Below are 16,525 nucleotides of genomic sequence, written 5' to 3'. Positions count from 1 at the left end.
CAGCCCTGTTTCATCGCGGCGGGATGGCGCTGACAGGGCATGCAATGAACTTATGTCAACGGAACGAGCGATGGTGGGCGCGGTTGATTTGCCGGAGTACAGCCCCGTAATCCTGCCGGGCTATGGAGACATCTCATGGCAAACACCAGCAACACCAAGACGACATCCTCGACCAAAAAATCGGCGCGCGCGGCCGGGCAGAAGACGGCAAAGCCGACTGCCGAGGTGCGGACCAAACGATCCCAGACGGTCGCCGCCAAATCAAAAGCTGCGGCCGCAAAGTCCGCCGTGTCGGACAAGGGGCTGGCCGATCTGTTCGAGCATGCCCTGGCCGACATATATTACGCCGAAAAAAAGATCTACAAGACGCTGCCCAAGATGATCAAGGCGGCTGACCACCCGGATCTGATCGCCGCCCTTACCGAACATCGCGAGGAGACGGCTGGCCAGATCGAGACGCTGGAGGCGATCTTTGAGCTGCTGGGCAAGCGTGCCAAGGCCGTGAAATGCGAAGCCATCGACGGGATCCTGGAAGAGGGCGAAAGTCTGCTGGAGGATTTCGGCGACAGCGTTGCCGCCGACGCCGCGATCATCTTCAGCTGTCAGGCGGTCGAGCACTATGAGATCACGCGCTATGGTTCCATGCGCGCCTTTGCCGAGGCATTGGGCATGGACGAGGCCAAGACCCATTTGGAGGGGATACTGGCCCAGGAAAGCGCAGCCGACAGCAAGCTGACAGACCTGGCCCAGGATTCCGTCAACGACGCCGCTGCCGAATACGACGACCACGCCGCGTGAACATTTCGATGGGCCCCCGCACAGCAGGGGCCCATCGTCTATCCAAGGAAGAACGCCATCATCGCATCTGTCGCCTGCGGGCCCGGCGCGGTGTGGCTGGCAGTCGGCGCACCGCCGGACCAGGCATGACCCAGCCCATGCACACGCCACGTCTGAATTCGCAGGCTGCCGGTGTCGTCGCGATAGCGTCCGATCTGGACCATGCGATCGTTCAGTGTCGCATCCGCCGCGCGCCGGATCAGGCCGGGTTGGCGGCGCAGCGCCTGCGCCAGCACGACATCGGCGTTGCGCGATGATACAGTCTTGTCCATTGTTCCGTGGACGATGAACAGCCTGCAGCCGACGCCCTGACCCTGATCCGACCCACCCTGAGACATCGCCTGAAACGCGCCCGCCATGTCGGTGGCTGCGCCGTTCGGCAGACCGGAATGGCACGCCACCGCTGCAAAATCGTCGGCAAAGACCGCGCCCAGGATAACAGCCATGGCCCCACCCGCCGACAGCCCCGCGGCAAAGCGCCGGTCCGGCGGCACGGCATGGTCATGGGCGACGCTGCGGATCAGATCGACCAGAAACGCGGCCTCGCCTGCATCGCGGGCGGCGTGCCGGGCCTCGAACCAGTTCCAGCAGCGGTTCATGTTCGCCTGCGCCGTCTGCGCAGGGACCACAATGATCATGCGATCGCGTTCTGCCGCCGTCATGATGCCTGTGCCGCGGGCAAAATCATCCGGGTCCTGAGTGCAGCCGTGCAACAACAGCAATAGACCTGCCGCCGGTTGCCCGTCCAGCGACGCCGGCAGGTACAGACGATAGTCGCGTGATTGCCCCGCCGCCTGATGCCTGTGCGTGGTCCACGTGGCACCGGCGATCAGATCGACCGACGTATCGCCCCGTGCCGTTGCCCGGGTGGAAAGGCCCGCAGGCATCTGCGGCATCGACAGGGCGCCCGCCGACATACCCGGAATGGTGCCGCCGCCAAGCCCCGATTGTATCATCTGTGTGGCCTGCGCCAGGTCGCCCGACCGCATCAGTTCGGTGATCCGGGCCATCGTCATCCGTTCGGTCATCATCGTGTCCCCTTGTTCCTGCGGCAGGCATTCAGCGCGGTCTTGACCCCGGCATCGGCCTGAATGGTCCCCAGAACCTCGATCGAACGGATCGTCGCAGTGATCAGGTCGGGGGGAATGTCGCGCGCGAACCGGGCAAGTCCGATCACCCGCAGATCCAGCATCTGGTTGGCATCGCGCAATGCCTCCAGCTCGGTGCGGGACAGGTCCCGCAGGCCCATGACGAAATCATCGCGGACGATGGCGGGTGCCACCGACGCGTCATGGCGATCCAGCTGAGCGCGGATCGCGGTTCGGATCAGGTCGCTGCGGCTGGCATAGAACCCTTCGCGCACCAACAGGTCTATCCGCCCCAGATCGACAAAGCCCAGATTGATGGTGATCTTTTCAGTATCGGCCGTTCGGGCCGGAGAGGCGGTTGCCATGATCGAAATCCCTTCCTGATGACATCCATATGGATGGTAAAAGGAGGGATTGCGATGCAATCTTTGTCAGTCCCGCACAGTGTCCCTCTATGACACCAGCCTGCGTCGCCGTCCGGTGGCCATGCCACGGGCGATCGCCTCTGCGATATCGGCGCAGGCTGTGATGCCTTGGACAAAGGGCCGGTCGTGCATCAGGTAGGGAATTGCGGCCATGCACAACCGGCCGCTGAACGCGCCGGCACCCAGCAGGCTGTAATCCTGTGCCACGTCGGGAACCTGTTGATCCGCCTCCAGCAGGACCTTGCGCAGGGTGGGAAACGGCAGATCGCTGCTGGACAGCGATTTTTGTCCTCTCGCATCGATAAAGACCTCAAAGCGTTCGGTCCTGTCGTCATGCACGATCACCGTTTCCGCGCCGTCGCGGGTCATGTCATAATCCTCGCCAAGGGGCATTATCGACAAAATACCGGCATCGCGCAGCGCCAGGACACGTCGGATCGATTCCGATGGAACGGCGGCATAGTTGTCCACGAACACCTTTTTCAGGCCGTGATCAAAGCGGTCGCGGTCATCGTCGGACAGATCGGGCACGATCTCCTCGACTTGCTCATGCATGCGCAGCAGGGCGTAGCGCCACGCCACGGTGATTTTCTTTGCCTTGTTGTGCTCGACTTCGTCGAGGTTGGCGCGCGCCCATTTGAAGGGGTCTGCAGTCTCTCGCGCAGAGAAATAGGCGTCGGCAAAGCTGTCGGCGTCCAGCCCGCCCAGACCGATCTTCATCGAAAAGGCCGGATCGGCCTGCATGATCTCTGCCCGGATAAGATCAAAGGCGGCGTCCAGTGGCGAAGGGGTAGTCAGGCATGCCGCCAGTGCGGGAGCGGTCGCGATGGTCAGCGGCTCGTACGGGATCGGGCAATAGAAATCAGCTTCGGGCAGCACGCCCGACCGGGACATCATCACGATACGCAAACCGGCGGATGCCGGGTCCACGTCAAAGCCAAGCTCGCCAGCATGGCGACGGAACCGACCATGCTGGTTCACCACCGCCATTGCCGCGTCGATCGAGCTGAGCGACGTCCCCATGATCCCGACACGTGTCGCGGGGATCGTTGCATCGATCAGGCCGGACCAGGGGCTGGGAAAATAATTGCGCGTCGCTTCGTCGTCGTCGGGAAATTCGTGCCCGGTGGCAACGATCACGCGGTCAAAGGGGCCGTCGGCACCGTCCGCCGTGGTGACCGTCAGACCTTTATCTCCGGGCAGAATGTCCAGAACTTCGGTCTGTTCTACGATATCGATGCGGTGGCCGGCTGATCGCGCACGGTCCACCAAGGACAAAAGCTGGTCGCGGAAATAATTGCCAAGCAGCAGCCGCGGCGTGAACTGGCGGTCGTCCAGGTTCCGCGGGTCCAGCCCATAGGCAGTCAGCCGTTCGTCCGGTTGTGCCTGCAGCCACGCCAGATAGGTGGTGACAATGGGCGGTATCTCGATGCTGGCGATGTTGGCCAGCATCGACCTGTTCGACACCTCGGGTGAGTATGGCATGCCGATCCCCGCGCGCGGACCCTTTTCATACAGGGTCACGGACAGCGGCAAGCCGGCGTCCAGCAGATGCAGCAGCGTATAAATGCCTGTCGGCCCGCTGCCGATGATCGCGATCGTCCTGGCTGTCATGTGCGTCTCCATTGCAGGTGGAAACGCCGTGGGCGGCCGGGTGTTCCAGCATCAAATGCTGGTTGCGTCGATCAAAAAGTCCAGCCGCGCCACCGTGCCGCCACCATCGCCACGCACCAGCAACAGCCGACCGTTCAGGGCTGTCGCGAACTGGCGTGCGACGATCAGGCCAAGGCTGTCCGATGTTTCCAGGTCGAACCCCATCGGCAGGCCCGGACCGTGGTCGGCGATGCGCAGAGCTGCGGGGATCCGGCCGTCGGGATCAGGCGCGCCAACGGTCAGTCCGACGTCAATGCGCGTGTCGCACCCTTCATGGGCGCCGTGTTCAATCGCGTTCATCACCAGTTCGCTGGCGATCAGGCCCAGTGGCACGGCCGTATCGTGTGGCAACGGCAGGCTGTCGGCGCTGAACTGCAGGTCGACATTGCCCGCCCCCGATACCTGCACCACATCCTGAAGGATTTCGCGCAGGTAGTCGGCGGCATCCAGCGTCTGCATGTCCGGCGAATGCAGCCGCCGCTGCAGCAGAGAGATCGAACGGATGCGGGTCTGTGACGCGACAAGCGCCTGGCGGGCGGTCTCGTCCGTGACCAGCTGGGCCTGCAGGCGCAACAGGGCCGCGACCGTGGACAGGTTGTTCGAGATGCGATGCTGCAGCTCCGAGAACATCAGGCTGCGCGATGTCGCCAGCGCGTTGGCACGCTGCTCGGCGGCCAGGTGCTGTTCCAGGGCCCGGCCCGCAGCGGTGATGAAAACCACGTATGTGGCGATGATCAGCGCATAAAGCGCCAGGGCAACGACCGCCCCCGGCGTGACCGCAAGACTGCGCACGGGGTCGATGAAGAAATGCCACGCGATCAACCCGCAAACCGCGCCCGCCACCAAACCCGACGACAGCGAAGAGAAAACCATTGTCAGCATGACTGCGGGAAAGAAGGTCAGGAACGGAAAGCCGGGTGGCAAAGCGCCGTCGAGGACAAAGCGCAGCACCGTTGCCAAGGCGACCGCCGCCAAGGCGAACAGGATCTGATAGCGCATGGATCGCTGCGCCAGCAACGCCGTGCCAAGTCTCTGCATCAATGTGTCGGACAGCGTCCGGCGGTCTGGCGCTGCGGTATTCGTCACGTCATGTTCCGTCATGTTCCCAGGCAGTCGGACCATGTGCCGGACCCCCGCGTAACTTAGCAAGAATAATCAGATCGAAAATGGCAGAAGCGACTGATCTTTGACGGCTCAAAGGGGGTATGCGGATGGTCGTCTTGCCGCCGCCGGACCCTGACCAAACTCCGTTTGGCGGAACCGCATCGCAGTCCGGACAGAGGGTACACAAAGGGTAGACCTGAAATTTCCGCGCGACCATGTCGCCGGAAACGAACCCATAGTGGCCAGCGTCATGCATGGTCAGCCCCGATCGGGTCGGTATGACGAAGTGGTTGCCGGACAGGTCTGGATGTCATTGCTGCGCCTGTTATTCGTACAGGAGCATAGGTGTGACCCAGTGCGCCCGCCCCCGGGAAAGCCGGTGCCGCATCAGCAATGCCGTCGCCTGATTGTTCATGAACCACGAAGGTGGCGACGCTTTACGGTTGCAGATACGGTTTGCAAAGCCGGGGCACGATCAGGCGCCAGTCATTGCGAACATCGTCGATGCCTGGGGCGTTACCAGCTGCACCCTCAGGTCCGCAAATGGGCGGATCAGGTCATCCTTGCTGGAATGCATTTCCGCCGGCATCAGAACCACGATGCGCAGCAGAAATGCCCGGTCTGGCTGTTCGATTGCGCTATTTGCCTAAACCACCCTGCGACCGCTTCTGGCATGGCAGTCCGCGTGTTGAGAGATTGCCGGAACCAGGTATCGGTTATTCCGCCTTGGCTGAAAGTGATATCTGCACTGTCGCGCCGCCATACAGGGCGCGCAGTCTTTCGTCATCGCCGGGCCGGTTGAGCAAATTGGACATGACGACGGCGCAGGGTTTCGCCGCGTTGCTTGTGTTGATGGTCAAGACGTTGCCTTCGTGACCCGTGTCGGCAGCTGGTTCAAGGCAGATGGACTGGACCAGGCAGACGAAGACGACAAGAATTGCAGAAATCTGGACTGTCTTGACCACACGATCAGCAAAAACCCATAATTTTAGGGTATAAGGGCCGGGGGCCTCACGCATTCGATACGGTCTGGAAGCATGACGGCGGTGGTCGTAGGGCCTCGCGTGTCGCCAGCCGGCCCCATCGTCATGTCTAAATCCGCATGCGCCGGATGGTGGCCGTGTCGCTAGGTGCCGACTAACATTCATACATCAACAGGTGGTCCGCGACCTTTGAAAAACGCGGTGAAAGCGGTGACATCTTGCGGCGCAATTCGGCAAAATGACAATCATGGCATGAATTATCATTAACCATAGCTAAAAATTCGCAATTGTAAATTTTGGCGAATAACGTCAATTCATTTATGTGGTGTGGATTAGTGATATGATCCATACATCCGGAAAATGTCATGGGACAATGCCACGTCGATTGGCAGGTATCATCTTATGGACTGTTGGCGCGATCCACGTAAAAGGGCAGCCTGATGGTCCGTAATCAGGACAGTCGTCGCGAAGATCTCATGCACCGTACACCATTGCCCGGTCAGGGGCACGCCCTGCACGTTAAGGCTGAACTCACTGGCCGAAAACTGCAGTGCGACGGCCCGATAGTCGATCCATAGCCCGGTCAACGGAAACTGTGCCTTGAATGCGGCCTCCTTTGCGCTGAACAAAAGTGTCGATGCCAGCGCCGGGGGCAGAAATGGCGGGGGGTGATCCAGCGGGTGACGGATCAGTTCAGCCATGCCGTCATCCATCGCACAGGCACTCTCAAGGTCCAGCCCAAGGCCTGGCCAGTCCTGCTGCCTTGCAACAATGGCCGCCGCAATATGGGCGGTATGGGTGATGCTGCCTGACAGCCCGTCGGGCCAACGCGGTGCCCGGTCCCGGTTCGTCGTCACAGGTGCCGGTGGCAGGCCTGCGTCCGTCATCGCCTGTCGTGCCGCGGTACGGCCCGCCGTGAATTCGCGGATGCGTGCAGGCACCGCGCGGCTGATCGCATGGTCTTCATCCGGCCACAGCGGCGGATGGAGGACGTTGATCTTGCATAATGCCAGCCCGACCCCAGGCTGCACCATTGCCCGGATCGCCCGGGTCAAACTGATGATATTCTCTTTCGTCATGGCCTGATCTAAACTTGCGCCTCGCACCGGGGCAATGGGCACGGTGACACGCTGCCTAGCATTGCCATGGCGCAACCCACGGGCGATAACGTGCGCTTGGCGGACAGGGGATGGACGGCGTCAATGGACTTGAACGGCATCAGCGTCATTCTGCCCGCCCACCAGGAGGCAGACCGCATCGGCCCCTGTCTGCGCGCATTGCGCGACCAGCGTCTTGTGCCGGGCGTGTCTCACCAGATCGTCGTGGTCGCGAACGGCTGCACCGATGCGACGGCACAACTGGCCCGCGATGCGCTGCCTGAATTGACGACGGCGGGGTGGCGGGTCGTTGTGATGGAAACTGCCGTCGGCAACAAGATCGCGGCCCTGAACATGGGCGATGCCACAGCGACCGGCGGCATGCGGATTTATCTGGATGCGGATGTGGTGGTCGGACCAGACATGATCGTGGCGCTGCACGCCGCGCTGTCCGGCATGGGCGCGCGCTATGCGGGTGCCAAACTGACGGTGCCGCCCGCGCGCAGCCTGCTGTCACGGGCATATGCCCGGTTCTGGCAGCGCCTGCCGTTCGTCGCGACGGGGGTGACAGGCGCGGGGCTGTTTGCCATGAATGCCGAAGGGCGCGCCCGGTGGGACCAGTTTCCGCAGATTATTTCCGACGATGGATTTGCGCGGCTGAACTTTGCCCCCGGCGAAAGATCCCGGGTCGAAATTCCCTATTCCTGGCCAATCACCGAAGGGTTTTTTCGGCTGATCCGCGTTCGCAGGCGCCAAGATGCCGGAACGGCCCAACTGGCGGATCTATACCCCGATCTGCATCGGAACGCGTCGGGGGACCGGCCGTCGATGCGGGGGATGCTGCGTATCGGGCTGACGGATCCGGCGGGTTTTGTGGTCTATGCGGCCGTAACTGTCGCTGTGCGTCTTCGCCGCCCTTCGCAAGGCTGGGACAGGGGCCGCTAGGCGCGCAGCCGCAACGTTAGGTTGCACGACGCTGTGCCCGGTTATGATGGTGCCCTGAGGTCTGCTCCGACGACGAATATATATATCAAATCGGATTGATCATTGCTTTGACTTCGGGGAAATAATTTTTCCAATTTATTGAGTCAGGCGATATTTCGGTCATCTCCCTCCGGCAGTGAGCGGCGATTTTTAAAAGGTCACAACCCCAACGTGCATGGGGATTAATTTTAATAAATCAAAAGGCGAAAATTTGCCGCCGGCCCATCTTTTTGTACAACTTGTATCGATATTGGTCTTTTGGATAGAAGCGGCGCATGGGCCCACGTGGCGGTTTGCCGGACCCGTTAGTTAAAATTTTATCGATTTCTTTGTCACGAGTGCGGAGACACGCTGATGCTACAGTCGAACGACGGCCCCGAGCTTGGTTCCTCGCCGGCCACCAACCCGATCGCCGGGATTGAACTTCCGAAAGTCTATGACAATGGCGGCAAGCGTCTCTTGGACCTGTCGCTGATCGTGCTTGCCTTGCCGTTCCTTATTCCGGTGATGGCGATTGTGGCGATGATGGTCATGCTGGACGGTGGCTCGCCGATCTATACCCAGAAGCGCCTTGGCCGTGGCTGGCAGTCGTTCCGCCTGTACAAGTTCCGCACGATGAAGCCGCAGGCTGACATGCTGCTTGAAGAGCATCTGGCTGCCAATCCGGCGGCACGCGCCGAGTGGGATGCCGATCAAAAGCTGCGCAACGACCCGCGCGTGACAAAGGTCGGCGCATTCCTGCGCAAAAGCTCGCTGGATGAACTGCCGCAGCTGATCAACGTGATGCTGGGCCACATGAGCCTGGTCGGTCCCCGCCCGATGATGCCCGAACAGCGCGTTCTGTACCCGGGCGTGTATTACGCGGCGCACCGTCCGGGCCTGACGGGTCTGTGGCAGGTTTCAGTCCGCAACGGTTCGACCTTTGCCACGCGTGCAGTCTTTGACGAGCGGTACTCGCGTGAGATCGGTTTGAAACTGGACGTCTCGACGATCATCCGCACCTTTCAGGTCGTCGCACGCTGCACCGGCTGCTAAGCGACCCTGCGATATAAAAAGCAAAGGCCTGCCAACCTGATGGGGTGGCAGGCCTTTGCTTTTCAGTGTGTCGACAGGACGTCGCGGTAAAGCTGGATGATCCGGGCGGCCTTGGCATCCCAGGTATAGTGATCCTGCACCAGCTTTCGTGCGGCGGCTGCCATCGTTGACAACTGTGACGGGTCGTTCACCACCCCGGCCAATGCCTGCTCCATCCGGGCCGCAATCTGCTCTCGTGTTCCCAACGGAATGGCAAAGCCCGTATCGGGCGTTACCAGCTCTCCGGGACCGGCATAGTCGACGACCATCGGCACGACGCCCAGGGCCATCGCCTCCAGCACGACACCGCCGCCGAATTCGCGGATCGAGGGAAAGGTCAACAGGTTCGCAGCCGCTAGGATCTGCTGAACCTGCTGGTGGGGAAGGTGGCCGTGGAACGTGACCTTGTCGCTGACGCCAAGGCTTGCGGCCTGGGCGGTCAGCTCTGGCAACATCGGCCCCTCACCGACGATGTCCAGCACCATCTGGCCTGACCGGGCAAAGGGCGCGATCGCATCCAGCAGGATGTGCGGCCCCTTGTACGGGACCAGTCGCCCGACAAAGCAGGCGCGCAGCGGCAGTGCCGTGTCCTGTGGTGCGACCATGTTGAACCGCGCGGGGTCGATGGCGTTTTCGGGCAACCAGGCGACCTTGTCCTGAAACCGTTCCGGGATCTCGCTGGCGGTGTGCCGCGATCCGGCGATGATCAGCGCTGCAGCTGCATGGGTCTGCCGCAACTGCGGATTCAGTTTGTAGATGCCGCGGATATAGGACAGCCACTCGCGCTCGCGCCGTCGTTCTGCATCGAACCCTTTGGGCCAGGGCACACCACCGTTCAGCGGTCCGAGCACGAATGGCACACCGGCCGCAGCAACCTTGGGTGCCAGCGTCGATGCGGTCGTGGGCGATAACGGTGTCACCCGGTGCACGACGTCGAACCGTTTGGCGCGGATGTCGTCGCCGAACCGCTTCCAGACCAGATGTTCGAAATACGGATAGCTCAGTGCGGCGATGGCGGTGACTGTCGTCCAGCCGCGACCTTTGCCCATGCGCAGAACCTCTGCCATGCGGTACATGGGTGCGGCGACGGCCTCGCTGTCGATTGCCGTGAAATCACGCCCCTCGACCATGCCGGCACGCAGGAATGCCTCGCGATTGCGGATCTGTGTCACGATATGCACATCGGTCTGGCGATGCAGCGCGGCAGCCAACGACCAGCCGACCAGCGGAACAGAGACCCATTCAGGGTTGGCGGCTTCGGCAATTACCAGGACCCGTGGTCGAGACAGGGACATCAGATGCCTTTCCACTAGATCTTGAACGCGCCGACGCGATGGCGGACAACGGTCCAAGACTAGCCGACTCGTGCAGCCTAGACCATCGGCCTGATCGAAAGATTGCACCGATTTTTAGTCCGGCATCGCAGATGGGGAACAGGGCATTGCCCACGGACAGGGAGACGCGATCTTGGCGCTAGGCTATGTGGTTCCTGAATTCCCGTCGCAAACCCACGCATTCTTCTGGAGAGAGATCGGCGCCATCGAAGAGGCGGGGACCCCGGTCCGTCTGTATTCGACACGCCGACCGCCTGCGGGGTCGTGTCCCCACGCATTCGCACAACAGGCGACCGCGCGGACGACCTATCTGTTTCCCGCGCGTATCCGTCCGGCGCTGCGCCTGTTGGCACACCCGGTCCGGGTGGCGCGCGCCCTGTCCTATCTGGCAGGACTGTCGCAGACGTCAATCGCCGGCAGGCTTCGACTGCTGGCGTTGATTCCTTCGGCCGCGGATTTGGTGCAGGACGCACAGGACAATGACGTAAGCCATTTGCATATCCACTCCTGCGCCAATGCCGCGCATCTGGGCGCTCTGGCCGCTATTCTTGGCGGACTGACCTACAGTCTGACGCTGCATGGCGATCTGCCGGTCTATGGCACCGACCACGCCGCCAAGATGGCTCGCGCCAGCTTTGTCGCGGCGGTGACCCGACCCCTTGCGCAGCAGATCGCCGATGTCAGTCCGACGACTCCGAACCCGGTGATCTGGATGGGCGTCGATTGTACGCGCTTTGCCCCATCTGATCGTCCAGCGGGCGGGCAGTTCATCGTCGCGACGGTCGCGCGCCTGAACCACATGAAGGGACATCGGTTCTTTTTGCAGGCGATGGCCCAGCTTCGGGAGCAGGGTATCATCATCACCTATCGTATCGCCGGCGATGGCCCGGAGCGGGATGCAATTACTGCGGAGATCGACAGGCTGAAGTTGCAGGACCAGGTTCAGCTTCTTGGTTCGCTCGACGAATCACGTGTGCTTGCCTTGCTGCAAGAGGTCGATGCGCTGGCCCTTTCGTCCTTCGGTCAGGGAGAGGCTGCACCTGTTACCGTGATGGAGGCCATGGCCTGTGGTCTTCCGGTGATCTGTTCGCGAATCGGTGGCACGGGGGACATGATCCGCGACGGCGTCGACGGTTTTCTTATTCCACAGGAGGATGTCGACGCGATCGCCGACAGACTTTCTCGGTTGCAATCTAACGCGAAATTCGCTGACATGGTCGGTAAGGCTGCGCGTCAGACGGCGCTTGCGTCGTTCGATTGTCGGCGAAATGCCCGTCTTCTGTTGAGTCAGATCACGGGAATCCGCGGCCGCACTTAAATCCCGGGGACAGGCGGAAATGCGCTGCCAAGGCTAAAATTCATTGACATGTACATTCAAATGCGGTGTTCCGCCCAAGCAAAATGACCAAAAGCAAGATCTCGCTGGATAATGGGAACTTTTCCGGTAGGGGATAATAATGCGTTAACCTTGATAGCATAATGCTGCCCGGAACGAGGCAACATGGATGGGATCACGGGATGCCGACAATCAGAGGATCGAGCGGCGACGATGCCATGCGGGGCACGTGGCAGTCTGACGTAGTCTGGGGTCTGGATGGACTGGACACGTTTTATTGGCGCCCAGGCATGGGCAGCGACGTCTATCACGGTGGCACCGGTAGCGAACGTTACGATGCCAACCCCTACACTCCGGGCAATCCCGGCGGTGACCGACTGTTCCTCGAGGGCGACAGGGGTGTCCGGGTCAATCTGACCTCAACCGAGAGCGGGTTCGTCCAAAGCGGCAACGAGCGTCTGCAATTCACGGGCATCGAACGGATTTACGGTACGGCGGGCAATGATATCGTTTCCGCCGCCTTTGCCGTCATGAATGCTGCTGGCGGGGGCAAGCCCACGCACGGCGTTTCGATCTTTACCGGGGCAGGCAATGACCGGATTGCAGGGTCGCGGTATGATGACGTGCTGGACGGCGGCTCGGGCAATGACACGATAAATGCCGGTGCGGGCAATGATTTCGTGCACTCAAGCACGGGGAACGACTGGATCAACGGCGGCCTTGGCGACGACAATATCCGGTGGGGCAACGGTGACGCCAACCACAATCCTGGCCGTGACTGGATCAATGGCGGTGGCGGAAACGACCTGATCAATATCTGGATCAAGCAAGGCGATATTTACGCGCATAACGAGGACGTCGGCATCCAGGGCGTCACCGTCAGCGTCTATCGCGTTCTGACGACCGGAGCGTTCTTCGGAAATGCCAGCACGACGATCGGTGGTCCCGCAAGCCTGCACTTTGGTGACTTTGAGCTTGGCTGGACGCATGCGGGGAACGATGTCCTGAACGCATCGCAGGCCCGGGTGTCGGTTGCCGGTGTCGGCGTGAACTTCAACACACGTTGGGGTCATGACCGGTTAATCGGTAGCCGCGGCGACGACACCCTTGACGGATCGATGGGCAAGGACACCATTCAGGGCGGTCAGGGTGACGATGAGATCTGGATCGGCGACGGTCGCAATGGTGACGGCGATCGCGACGTATTGATTTTCCGCGCCGGTGATGATGCCGACCATGTCTATGGCTTCGAGACAGGGCGTGACGTGCTTGACCTAGGTGGGCGGAACTATTCGGCAACAGAGGTCCGCGACGGAACGCTGCTGAATTTCGGCGGTGGTGATTCTGTCCTGCTGCATGGCGTGTTCGACTTTATCTGAACGACACAACCAAACGGCGCGCATCTTCCTGACAGAAGATGCGCGCCGCTGCTAGCGGTTCAGGATCAGGATGATCGCCGCGATCATCCCGGCCAGCAGGATGACACAACTGGCTGCATTGCGCGTGCGCTGCATCACCTGTTCGCGCGCCGTCGGCCGATACGGAATGGCGGCGATCGGGGCCACGCCCAGATATTTGGTCACCATGGCCTGCGTGCGCAGGATGGGACGCCGGATTTCCAGAGCGAATCCGGACAGCAAGGCAAGTCCCACACCCATGATGATGCCCAGCATCGCCAACCGTTTCCGCCCTGAACTGAGCGGATATTCCGCCTCGGTCGCGCTTTCCAACAGGATCATTTGCTGTCCGTAATCGCTGGTGACCAGGCTTTGGTCCAGTCGGGCTCGGGATAACCGTTCCGCGATCGCGATACGTGGAATATCAAGCGCGGCAAGCCGCCGGGTATAATCGGCCATGGTTTCCGTCACTCCGGGTATCCCCGCGACATTCGATGCAATCACGGGCAACCGGCGCTCAATGGCCTGCAACTCCAGCTGCAGCGATTCCTCCTGCTGCAGGATCAGGTCGATCTGACGGCTTTGTCCGGCTGGCATCTGTTGATCATTGCCATCGCGCAAGGCATCGATCTGCGCCTGCAGGCGCAGCACTTCCGGATGGTCGGGGGCCAGCGTCCGACGCGCCTGTGCCACGTCGACTTCCAGGATGCGCAACTGTTGCGCCAAGGGTTCCTGACGGCCCAATTCGGGTGTGCCCACCTCCAGCGCAATTCGCTCGCGCTCCAGCGATTGCATGGTCCGGATCAATTCGGTGCGTTGTTCCTCAAGGCGGGTCTGCTCGGCGGCCAGAAACTCCAGGTTCTCGGGCATACTGTCGATATTTGCCGCGCGAAACGCAGCCAGATCCGCCTCTACCCTGCCAATCGCCTCCGCGGCACGCTGATCCTGAGTCTCCAATGTACCGATCAGACCGCTCAGCCGCTGGTCACGCTCTCGCAGGTTGCCCGTCTGGATCTGGCTGACGATGTCATTGGCGAGGTTCGCGGAATTTGCGGCGGTCCCGGTCCGTGCCGTCACCTGGATTGCCGAAACCTCCTCCATCGCACCCGCCGAGGCGGTCACTCCGGACACGAAACTGACCCGTACGTCCTGCCGGAACTGCGCGACCCTTTCATCCTCGCTCAGGGGCGTGTCGTCGTACATTCCAAAGCGGTCGATCATGTCCAGCACGTTATTGCGCGCCATGATCCGCTGTTCGATCGTGCGCAGGCGGGTCGCGGTGTCGCCGCTGTCAACGCCACCGGTCAGAACGGTGGGTTGGACCTGCAGCACCGCGATGGATTCAAACGCACGGGGCAGGGCCAGCGCCTGCGCCAGCGTGACCAGTACGCACACAACCAGCAGCGCGGCCATTACTGGTCCGCGGCGTTCCAGCATCCCGATAAATTCGCGTATTCCGACAATCGGTCCCATTCAAGCCTCGGCGCTATGAAGAAAGATGCCCAGAACCGGGCAGTGACGGGTGACATGCGCCTCGCACCGGCGCAAGTCTGCGGCGGTGTCGCGGCGTCCGTCGACGGTCAGCAGAACCGTGTCGACCAGCGGCAACGCGGCCAGCCCGGCGTCATCGGCCAGGCACGATGGCAGGTGCAGGATCGTCACATCGGCGGCCATGTGTGCAATGGTATCGGACAGAGCCTGCTGAAATTGCGGCGACAACAGCGCGATGGCGGCTGATTCCGGATCGGCCTGCACCGTCGAGAATGCAAGCTGAGGGGTCACGGCGCGTGTCTGAAACAGGGGACCCGTCGGCACGACCGTATGACCGAAACGTCCCGCAACAGATTGGTTGGCGATATCAAGGTCGATGAGCAGGACATGGCGGTCGGGGCGTCGTGCCTCGGACAGGGCCAGGTTCAGTGCGGTCAGGGGCGCGGCGCTGCCAGGTCTGGCTTGACTGACGCCGATGCGCGTCCACCCGCGTTCCATGATCTCGGGCAGCATCCTGGTCCGCAAAAGGTCATAGGATCGGCTGAGTTCGGATCCGCGGTCGTCCGCAATTGTCGCGCGCAGGCCGACCTTTTGTGGCATCGCGAGTGGTGGCAGGTCCGACCAGGCTTTCAATGTGTCCTGCCTGCGCGCGCTGGTACCATCCATTCTCAAATTCTTTCTTCCGTCTCGACGCCGTTTCGTATCATATCAAAAAGCACATTGCATGAAGCAGATCGACTTGTCCGCACCTTCCGACACATCTTTCCCGCAATATCCCGTCACCGCGATCGTCATTGGACGAAACGAGGGCACGCGCCTGCAGGCCTGCCTGCGGGCCTTGTCGCAGCAGTTGTCCCGGATTGTCTATGTCGATTCGGGATCAACTGACGGCAGCGCCGAATTTGCAAAAGGCTTGGGCGTTCAGGTCGTCCAGCTGGACATGGCATTGCCATTTACCGCGGCCCGTGCCCGCAATTTCGGGCTGCGTGCCGCTGCCACGGATCCGACCGATTTTATCCAGTTCATCGACGGCGACTGCATCCTTCAGCCGGAATGGCTGCCTGCCGCCGTTCGGACCCTGCAGGACGCGCCCGAGCTCGCCGTTGTCGCCGGCCGTCGCAGGGAGCTGTTCCCAGAGCGGTCCGTCTATAACTGGCTTTGCGACCTTGAATGGGACACGCCTGTCGGAGAGGCGCGCGCCGTCGGGGGGGACATGCTGATACGCCATGACGCGATCCGCGCCGTGGGCGGGTTCCGCGAATCGCTGATCGCCGGAGAAGAGCCTGAGATGTGTGTGCGACTGCGCGCGGCAGGGTGGCGTATCCGCCGACTGCCGGTCGAGATGACGTTGCATGACGCCGACATCACCCGATTTGGACAATGGTGGCGGCGCAGCAAGCGCGCCGGTCACGCCTTTGCCGAAGGCGCGGCCCTTCACGGCGCCGCGCCCGAACGCCATTGGGTTGCGGAAACGCGGCGCGCGCTGATCTGGGGTCTGGCCCTGCCGATCATTGCCGTTTTGGGCGCGCTGTTGGTGCATCCGGTCATGCTGGCGCTGCTGCTGGTCTATCCGTTGCAGGTTGCACGGTTATCGTCGCGTCTGGGACGCAAGCGGGCGGTCTATACGCTGTTGGGCAAGTTCCCCGAGGCATTGGGCGCGGTCCAGTTCTATCTGAACCGGCTGCGCAATCGTCGGGGCATGCTGATCGAATACAAATAGCG

The 16,525-nt window shown here is 61.6% G+C and carries 15 protein-coding genes; 6 read left to right on the top strand and 9 right to left on the bottom strand.

What is annotated here, in order from left to right; all coding sequences use genetic code 11:
- Positions 1 to 135: 135 nt before the first annotated feature.
- On the top strand, positions 136 to 798 hold the full coding sequence (locus tag ACJJVR_RS11355; RefSeq protein WP_405404642.1) for a ferritin-like domain-containing protein: 663 nt from the start codon (positions 136 to 138) through the stop codon (positions 796 to 798).
- A 38-nt stretch (positions 799 to 836) separates the two neighbouring features.
- Here the strand turns inward: ACJJVR_RS11355 and ACJJVR_RS11350 are convergent, their stop codons facing one another.
- The 6 genes from ACJJVR_RS11350 to ACJJVR_RS11325 all read right to left on the bottom strand — a co-directional run bounded on the left by ACJJVR_RS11350 (position 837) and on the right by ACJJVR_RS11325 (position 7,169).
- The gene (locus ACJJVR_RS11350) at positions 837 to 1,868 is read right to left on the bottom strand and encodes an alpha/beta hydrolase family esterase (protein WP_405404640.1); all 1,032 of its coding nucleotides are present in this window, start codon (positions 1,866 to 1,868) and stop codon (positions 837 to 839) included.
- The gene (locus ACJJVR_RS11345) at positions 1,865 to 2,290 is read right to left on the bottom strand and encodes a CopG family transcriptional regulator (protein ID WP_405404639.1); all 426 of its coding nucleotides are present in this window, start codon (positions 2,288 to 2,290) and stop codon (positions 1,865 to 1,867) included. The genes ACJJVR_RS11350 and ACJJVR_RS11345 overlap by 4 nt, the downstream gene beginning before the upstream one ends.
- An 87-nt stretch (positions 2,291 to 2,377) precedes the next feature.
- The gene (locus ACJJVR_RS11340) at positions 2,378 to 3,964 is read right to left on the bottom strand and encodes an FAD-NAD(P)-binding protein (protein WP_405404637.1); all 1,587 of its coding nucleotides are present in this window, start codon (positions 3,962 to 3,964) and stop codon (positions 2,378 to 2,380) included.
- 51 nt (positions 3,965 to 4,015) lie between these two features.
- Positions 4,016 to 5,089, bottom strand: a complete 1,074-nt coding sequence (locus ACJJVR_RS11335) for a sensor histidine kinase (protein ID WP_405404636.1) — start codon at positions 5,087 to 5,089, stop codon at positions 4,016 to 4,018.
- 734 nt (positions 5,090 to 5,823) lie between these two features.
- Complete coding sequence (locus ACJJVR_RS11330; RefSeq protein ID WP_405404635.1) at positions 5,824 to 6,126, bottom strand: hypothetical protein; 303 nt, start codon at positions 6,124 to 6,126, stop codon at positions 5,824 to 5,826.
- 359 nt (positions 6,127 to 6,485) lie between these two features.
- On the bottom strand, positions 6,486 to 7,169 hold the full coding sequence (locus tag ACJJVR_RS11325; protein WP_405404634.1) for a phosphopantetheinyl transferase: 684 nt from the start codon (positions 7,167 to 7,169) through the stop codon (positions 6,486 to 6,488).
- 123 nt (positions 7,170 to 7,292) lie between these two features.
- Between ACJJVR_RS11325 and ACJJVR_RS11320 the strand changes: the two genes are divergently transcribed.
- Positions 7,293 to 8,132, top strand: a complete 840-nt coding sequence (locus tag ACJJVR_RS11320; protein ID WP_405404632.1) for a glycosyltransferase — start codon at positions 7,293 to 7,295, stop codon at positions 8,130 to 8,132.
- A gap of 393 nt (positions 8,133 to 8,525) precedes the next feature.
- Positions 8,526 to 9,206, top strand: a complete 681-nt coding sequence (locus tag ACJJVR_RS11315; RefSeq protein ID WP_405404631.1) for a sugar transferase — start codon at positions 8,526 to 8,528, stop codon at positions 9,204 to 9,206.
- Between the two features lie 62 nt (positions 9,207 to 9,268).
- On the opposite strand, the gene ACJJVR_RS11310 is transcribed toward ACJJVR_RS11315, so the two are convergent.
- On the bottom strand, positions 9,269 to 10,540 hold the full coding sequence (locus ACJJVR_RS11310) for a glycosyltransferase family 4 protein (RefSeq protein ID WP_405404629.1): 1,272 nt from the start codon (positions 10,538 to 10,540) through the stop codon (positions 9,269 to 9,271).
- A 403-nt stretch (positions 10,541 to 10,943) separates the two neighbouring features.
- Between ACJJVR_RS11310 and ACJJVR_RS11305 the strand changes: the two genes are divergently transcribed.
- Both ACJJVR_RS11305 and ACJJVR_RS11300 read left to right on the top strand, forming a co-directional pair.
- A complete protein-coding gene (locus tag ACJJVR_RS11305) occupies positions 10,944 to 11,897 on the top strand; it encodes a glycosyltransferase (RefSeq protein ID WP_405404627.1) in 954 nt (317 codons plus the stop codon).
- A gap of 308 nt (positions 11,898 to 12,205) precedes the next feature.
- A complete protein-coding gene (locus ACJJVR_RS11300; RefSeq protein WP_405404625.1) occupies positions 12,206 to 13,294 on the top strand; it encodes a calcium-binding protein in 1,089 nt (362 codons plus the stop codon).
- A 51-nt stretch (positions 13,295 to 13,345) separates the two neighbouring features.
- On the opposite strand, the gene ACJJVR_RS11295 is transcribed toward ACJJVR_RS11300, so the two are convergent.
- Both ACJJVR_RS11295 and ACJJVR_RS11290 read right to left on the bottom strand, forming a co-directional pair.
- The gene (locus ACJJVR_RS11295) at positions 13,346 to 14,785 is read right to left on the bottom strand and encodes a hypothetical protein (protein ID WP_405404624.1); all 1,440 of its coding nucleotides are present in this window, start codon (positions 14,783 to 14,785) and stop codon (positions 13,346 to 13,348) included.
- Positions 14,786 to 15,469, bottom strand: coding sequence for a hypothetical protein (locus ACJJVR_RS11290; RefSeq protein WP_405404623.1), 684 nt, complete (start codon positions 15,467 to 15,469; stop codon positions 14,786 to 14,788).
- A gap of 58 nt (positions 15,470 to 15,527) precedes the next feature.
- Between ACJJVR_RS11290 and ACJJVR_RS11285 the strand changes: the two genes are divergently transcribed.
- Positions 15,528 to 16,523 (top strand): glycosyltransferase, encoded by a 996-nt coding sequence (locus ACJJVR_RS11285; protein ID WP_405404622.1) that lies wholly within the window; start codon positions 15,528 to 15,530, stop codon positions 16,521 to 16,523.
- Positions 16,524 to 16,525: the final 2 nt, after the last annotated feature.

The organism is Paracoccus sp. Ld10 (assembly GCF_045064235.1).
In the GTDB taxonomy this organism is placed as follows: domain Bacteria; phylum Pseudomonadota; class Alphaproteobacteria; order Rhodobacterales; family Rhodobacteraceae; genus Paracoccus.
Note: the sequence above shows the minus strand (reverse complement) of the source record. Positions and strands in the feature narration are given on the sequence as shown.

Bases quoted from the DNA above. Each gene is read 5' to 3' on its own strand.
- ACJJVR_RS11330 (WP_405404635.1), bottom strand. From the start codon at position 6,126: ATGCGTGAGGCCCCCGGCCCTTATACCCTAAAATTATGGGTTTTTGCT.
- ACJJVR_RS11310 (WP_405404629.1), bottom strand. From the start codon at position 10,540: ATGTCCCTGTCTCGACCACGGGTCCTGGTAATTGCCGAAGCCGCCAAC.
- ACJJVR_RS11345 (WP_405404639.1), bottom strand. From the start codon at position 2,290: ATGGCAACCGCCTCTCCGGCCCGAACGGCCGATACTGAAAAGATCACC.
- ACJJVR_RS11325 (WP_405404634.1), bottom strand. From the start codon at position 7,169: ATGACGAAAGAGAATATCATCAGTTTGACCCGGGCGATCCGGGCAATG.
- ACJJVR_RS11355 (WP_405404642.1), top strand. From the start codon at position 136: ATGGCAAACACCAGCAACACCAAGACGACATCCTCGACCAAAAAATCG.
- ACJJVR_RS11315 (WP_405404631.1), top strand. From the start codon at position 8,526: ATGCTACAGTCGAACGACGGCCCCGAGCTTGGTTCCTCGCCGGCCACC.
- ACJJVR_RS11320 (WP_405404632.1), top strand. From the start codon at position 7,293: ATGGACTTGAACGGCATCAGCGTCATTCTGCCCGCCCACCAGGAGGCA.
- ACJJVR_RS11285 (WP_405404622.1), top strand. From the start codon at position 15,528: ATGAAGCAGATCGACTTGTCCGCACCTTCCGACACATCTTTCCCGCAA.
- ACJJVR_RS11295 (WP_405404624.1), bottom strand. From the start codon at position 14,785: ATGGGACCGATTGTCGGAATACGCGAATTTATCGGGATGCTGGAACGC.
- ACJJVR_RS11350 (WP_405404640.1), bottom strand. From the start codon at position 1,868: ATGATGACCGAACGGATGACGATGGCCCGGATCACCGAACTGATGCGG.
- ACJJVR_RS11340 (WP_405404637.1), bottom strand. From the start codon at position 3,964: ATGACAGCCAGGACGATCGCGATCATCGGCAGCGGGCCGACAGGCATT.
- ACJJVR_RS11290 (WP_405404623.1), bottom strand. From the start codon at position 15,469: ATGGATGGTACCAGCGCGCGCAGGCAGGACACATTGAAAGCCTGGTCG.
- ACJJVR_RS11300 (WP_405404625.1), top strand. From the start codon at position 12,206: ATGGGCAGCGACGTCTATCACGGTGGCACCGGTAGCGAACGTTACGAT.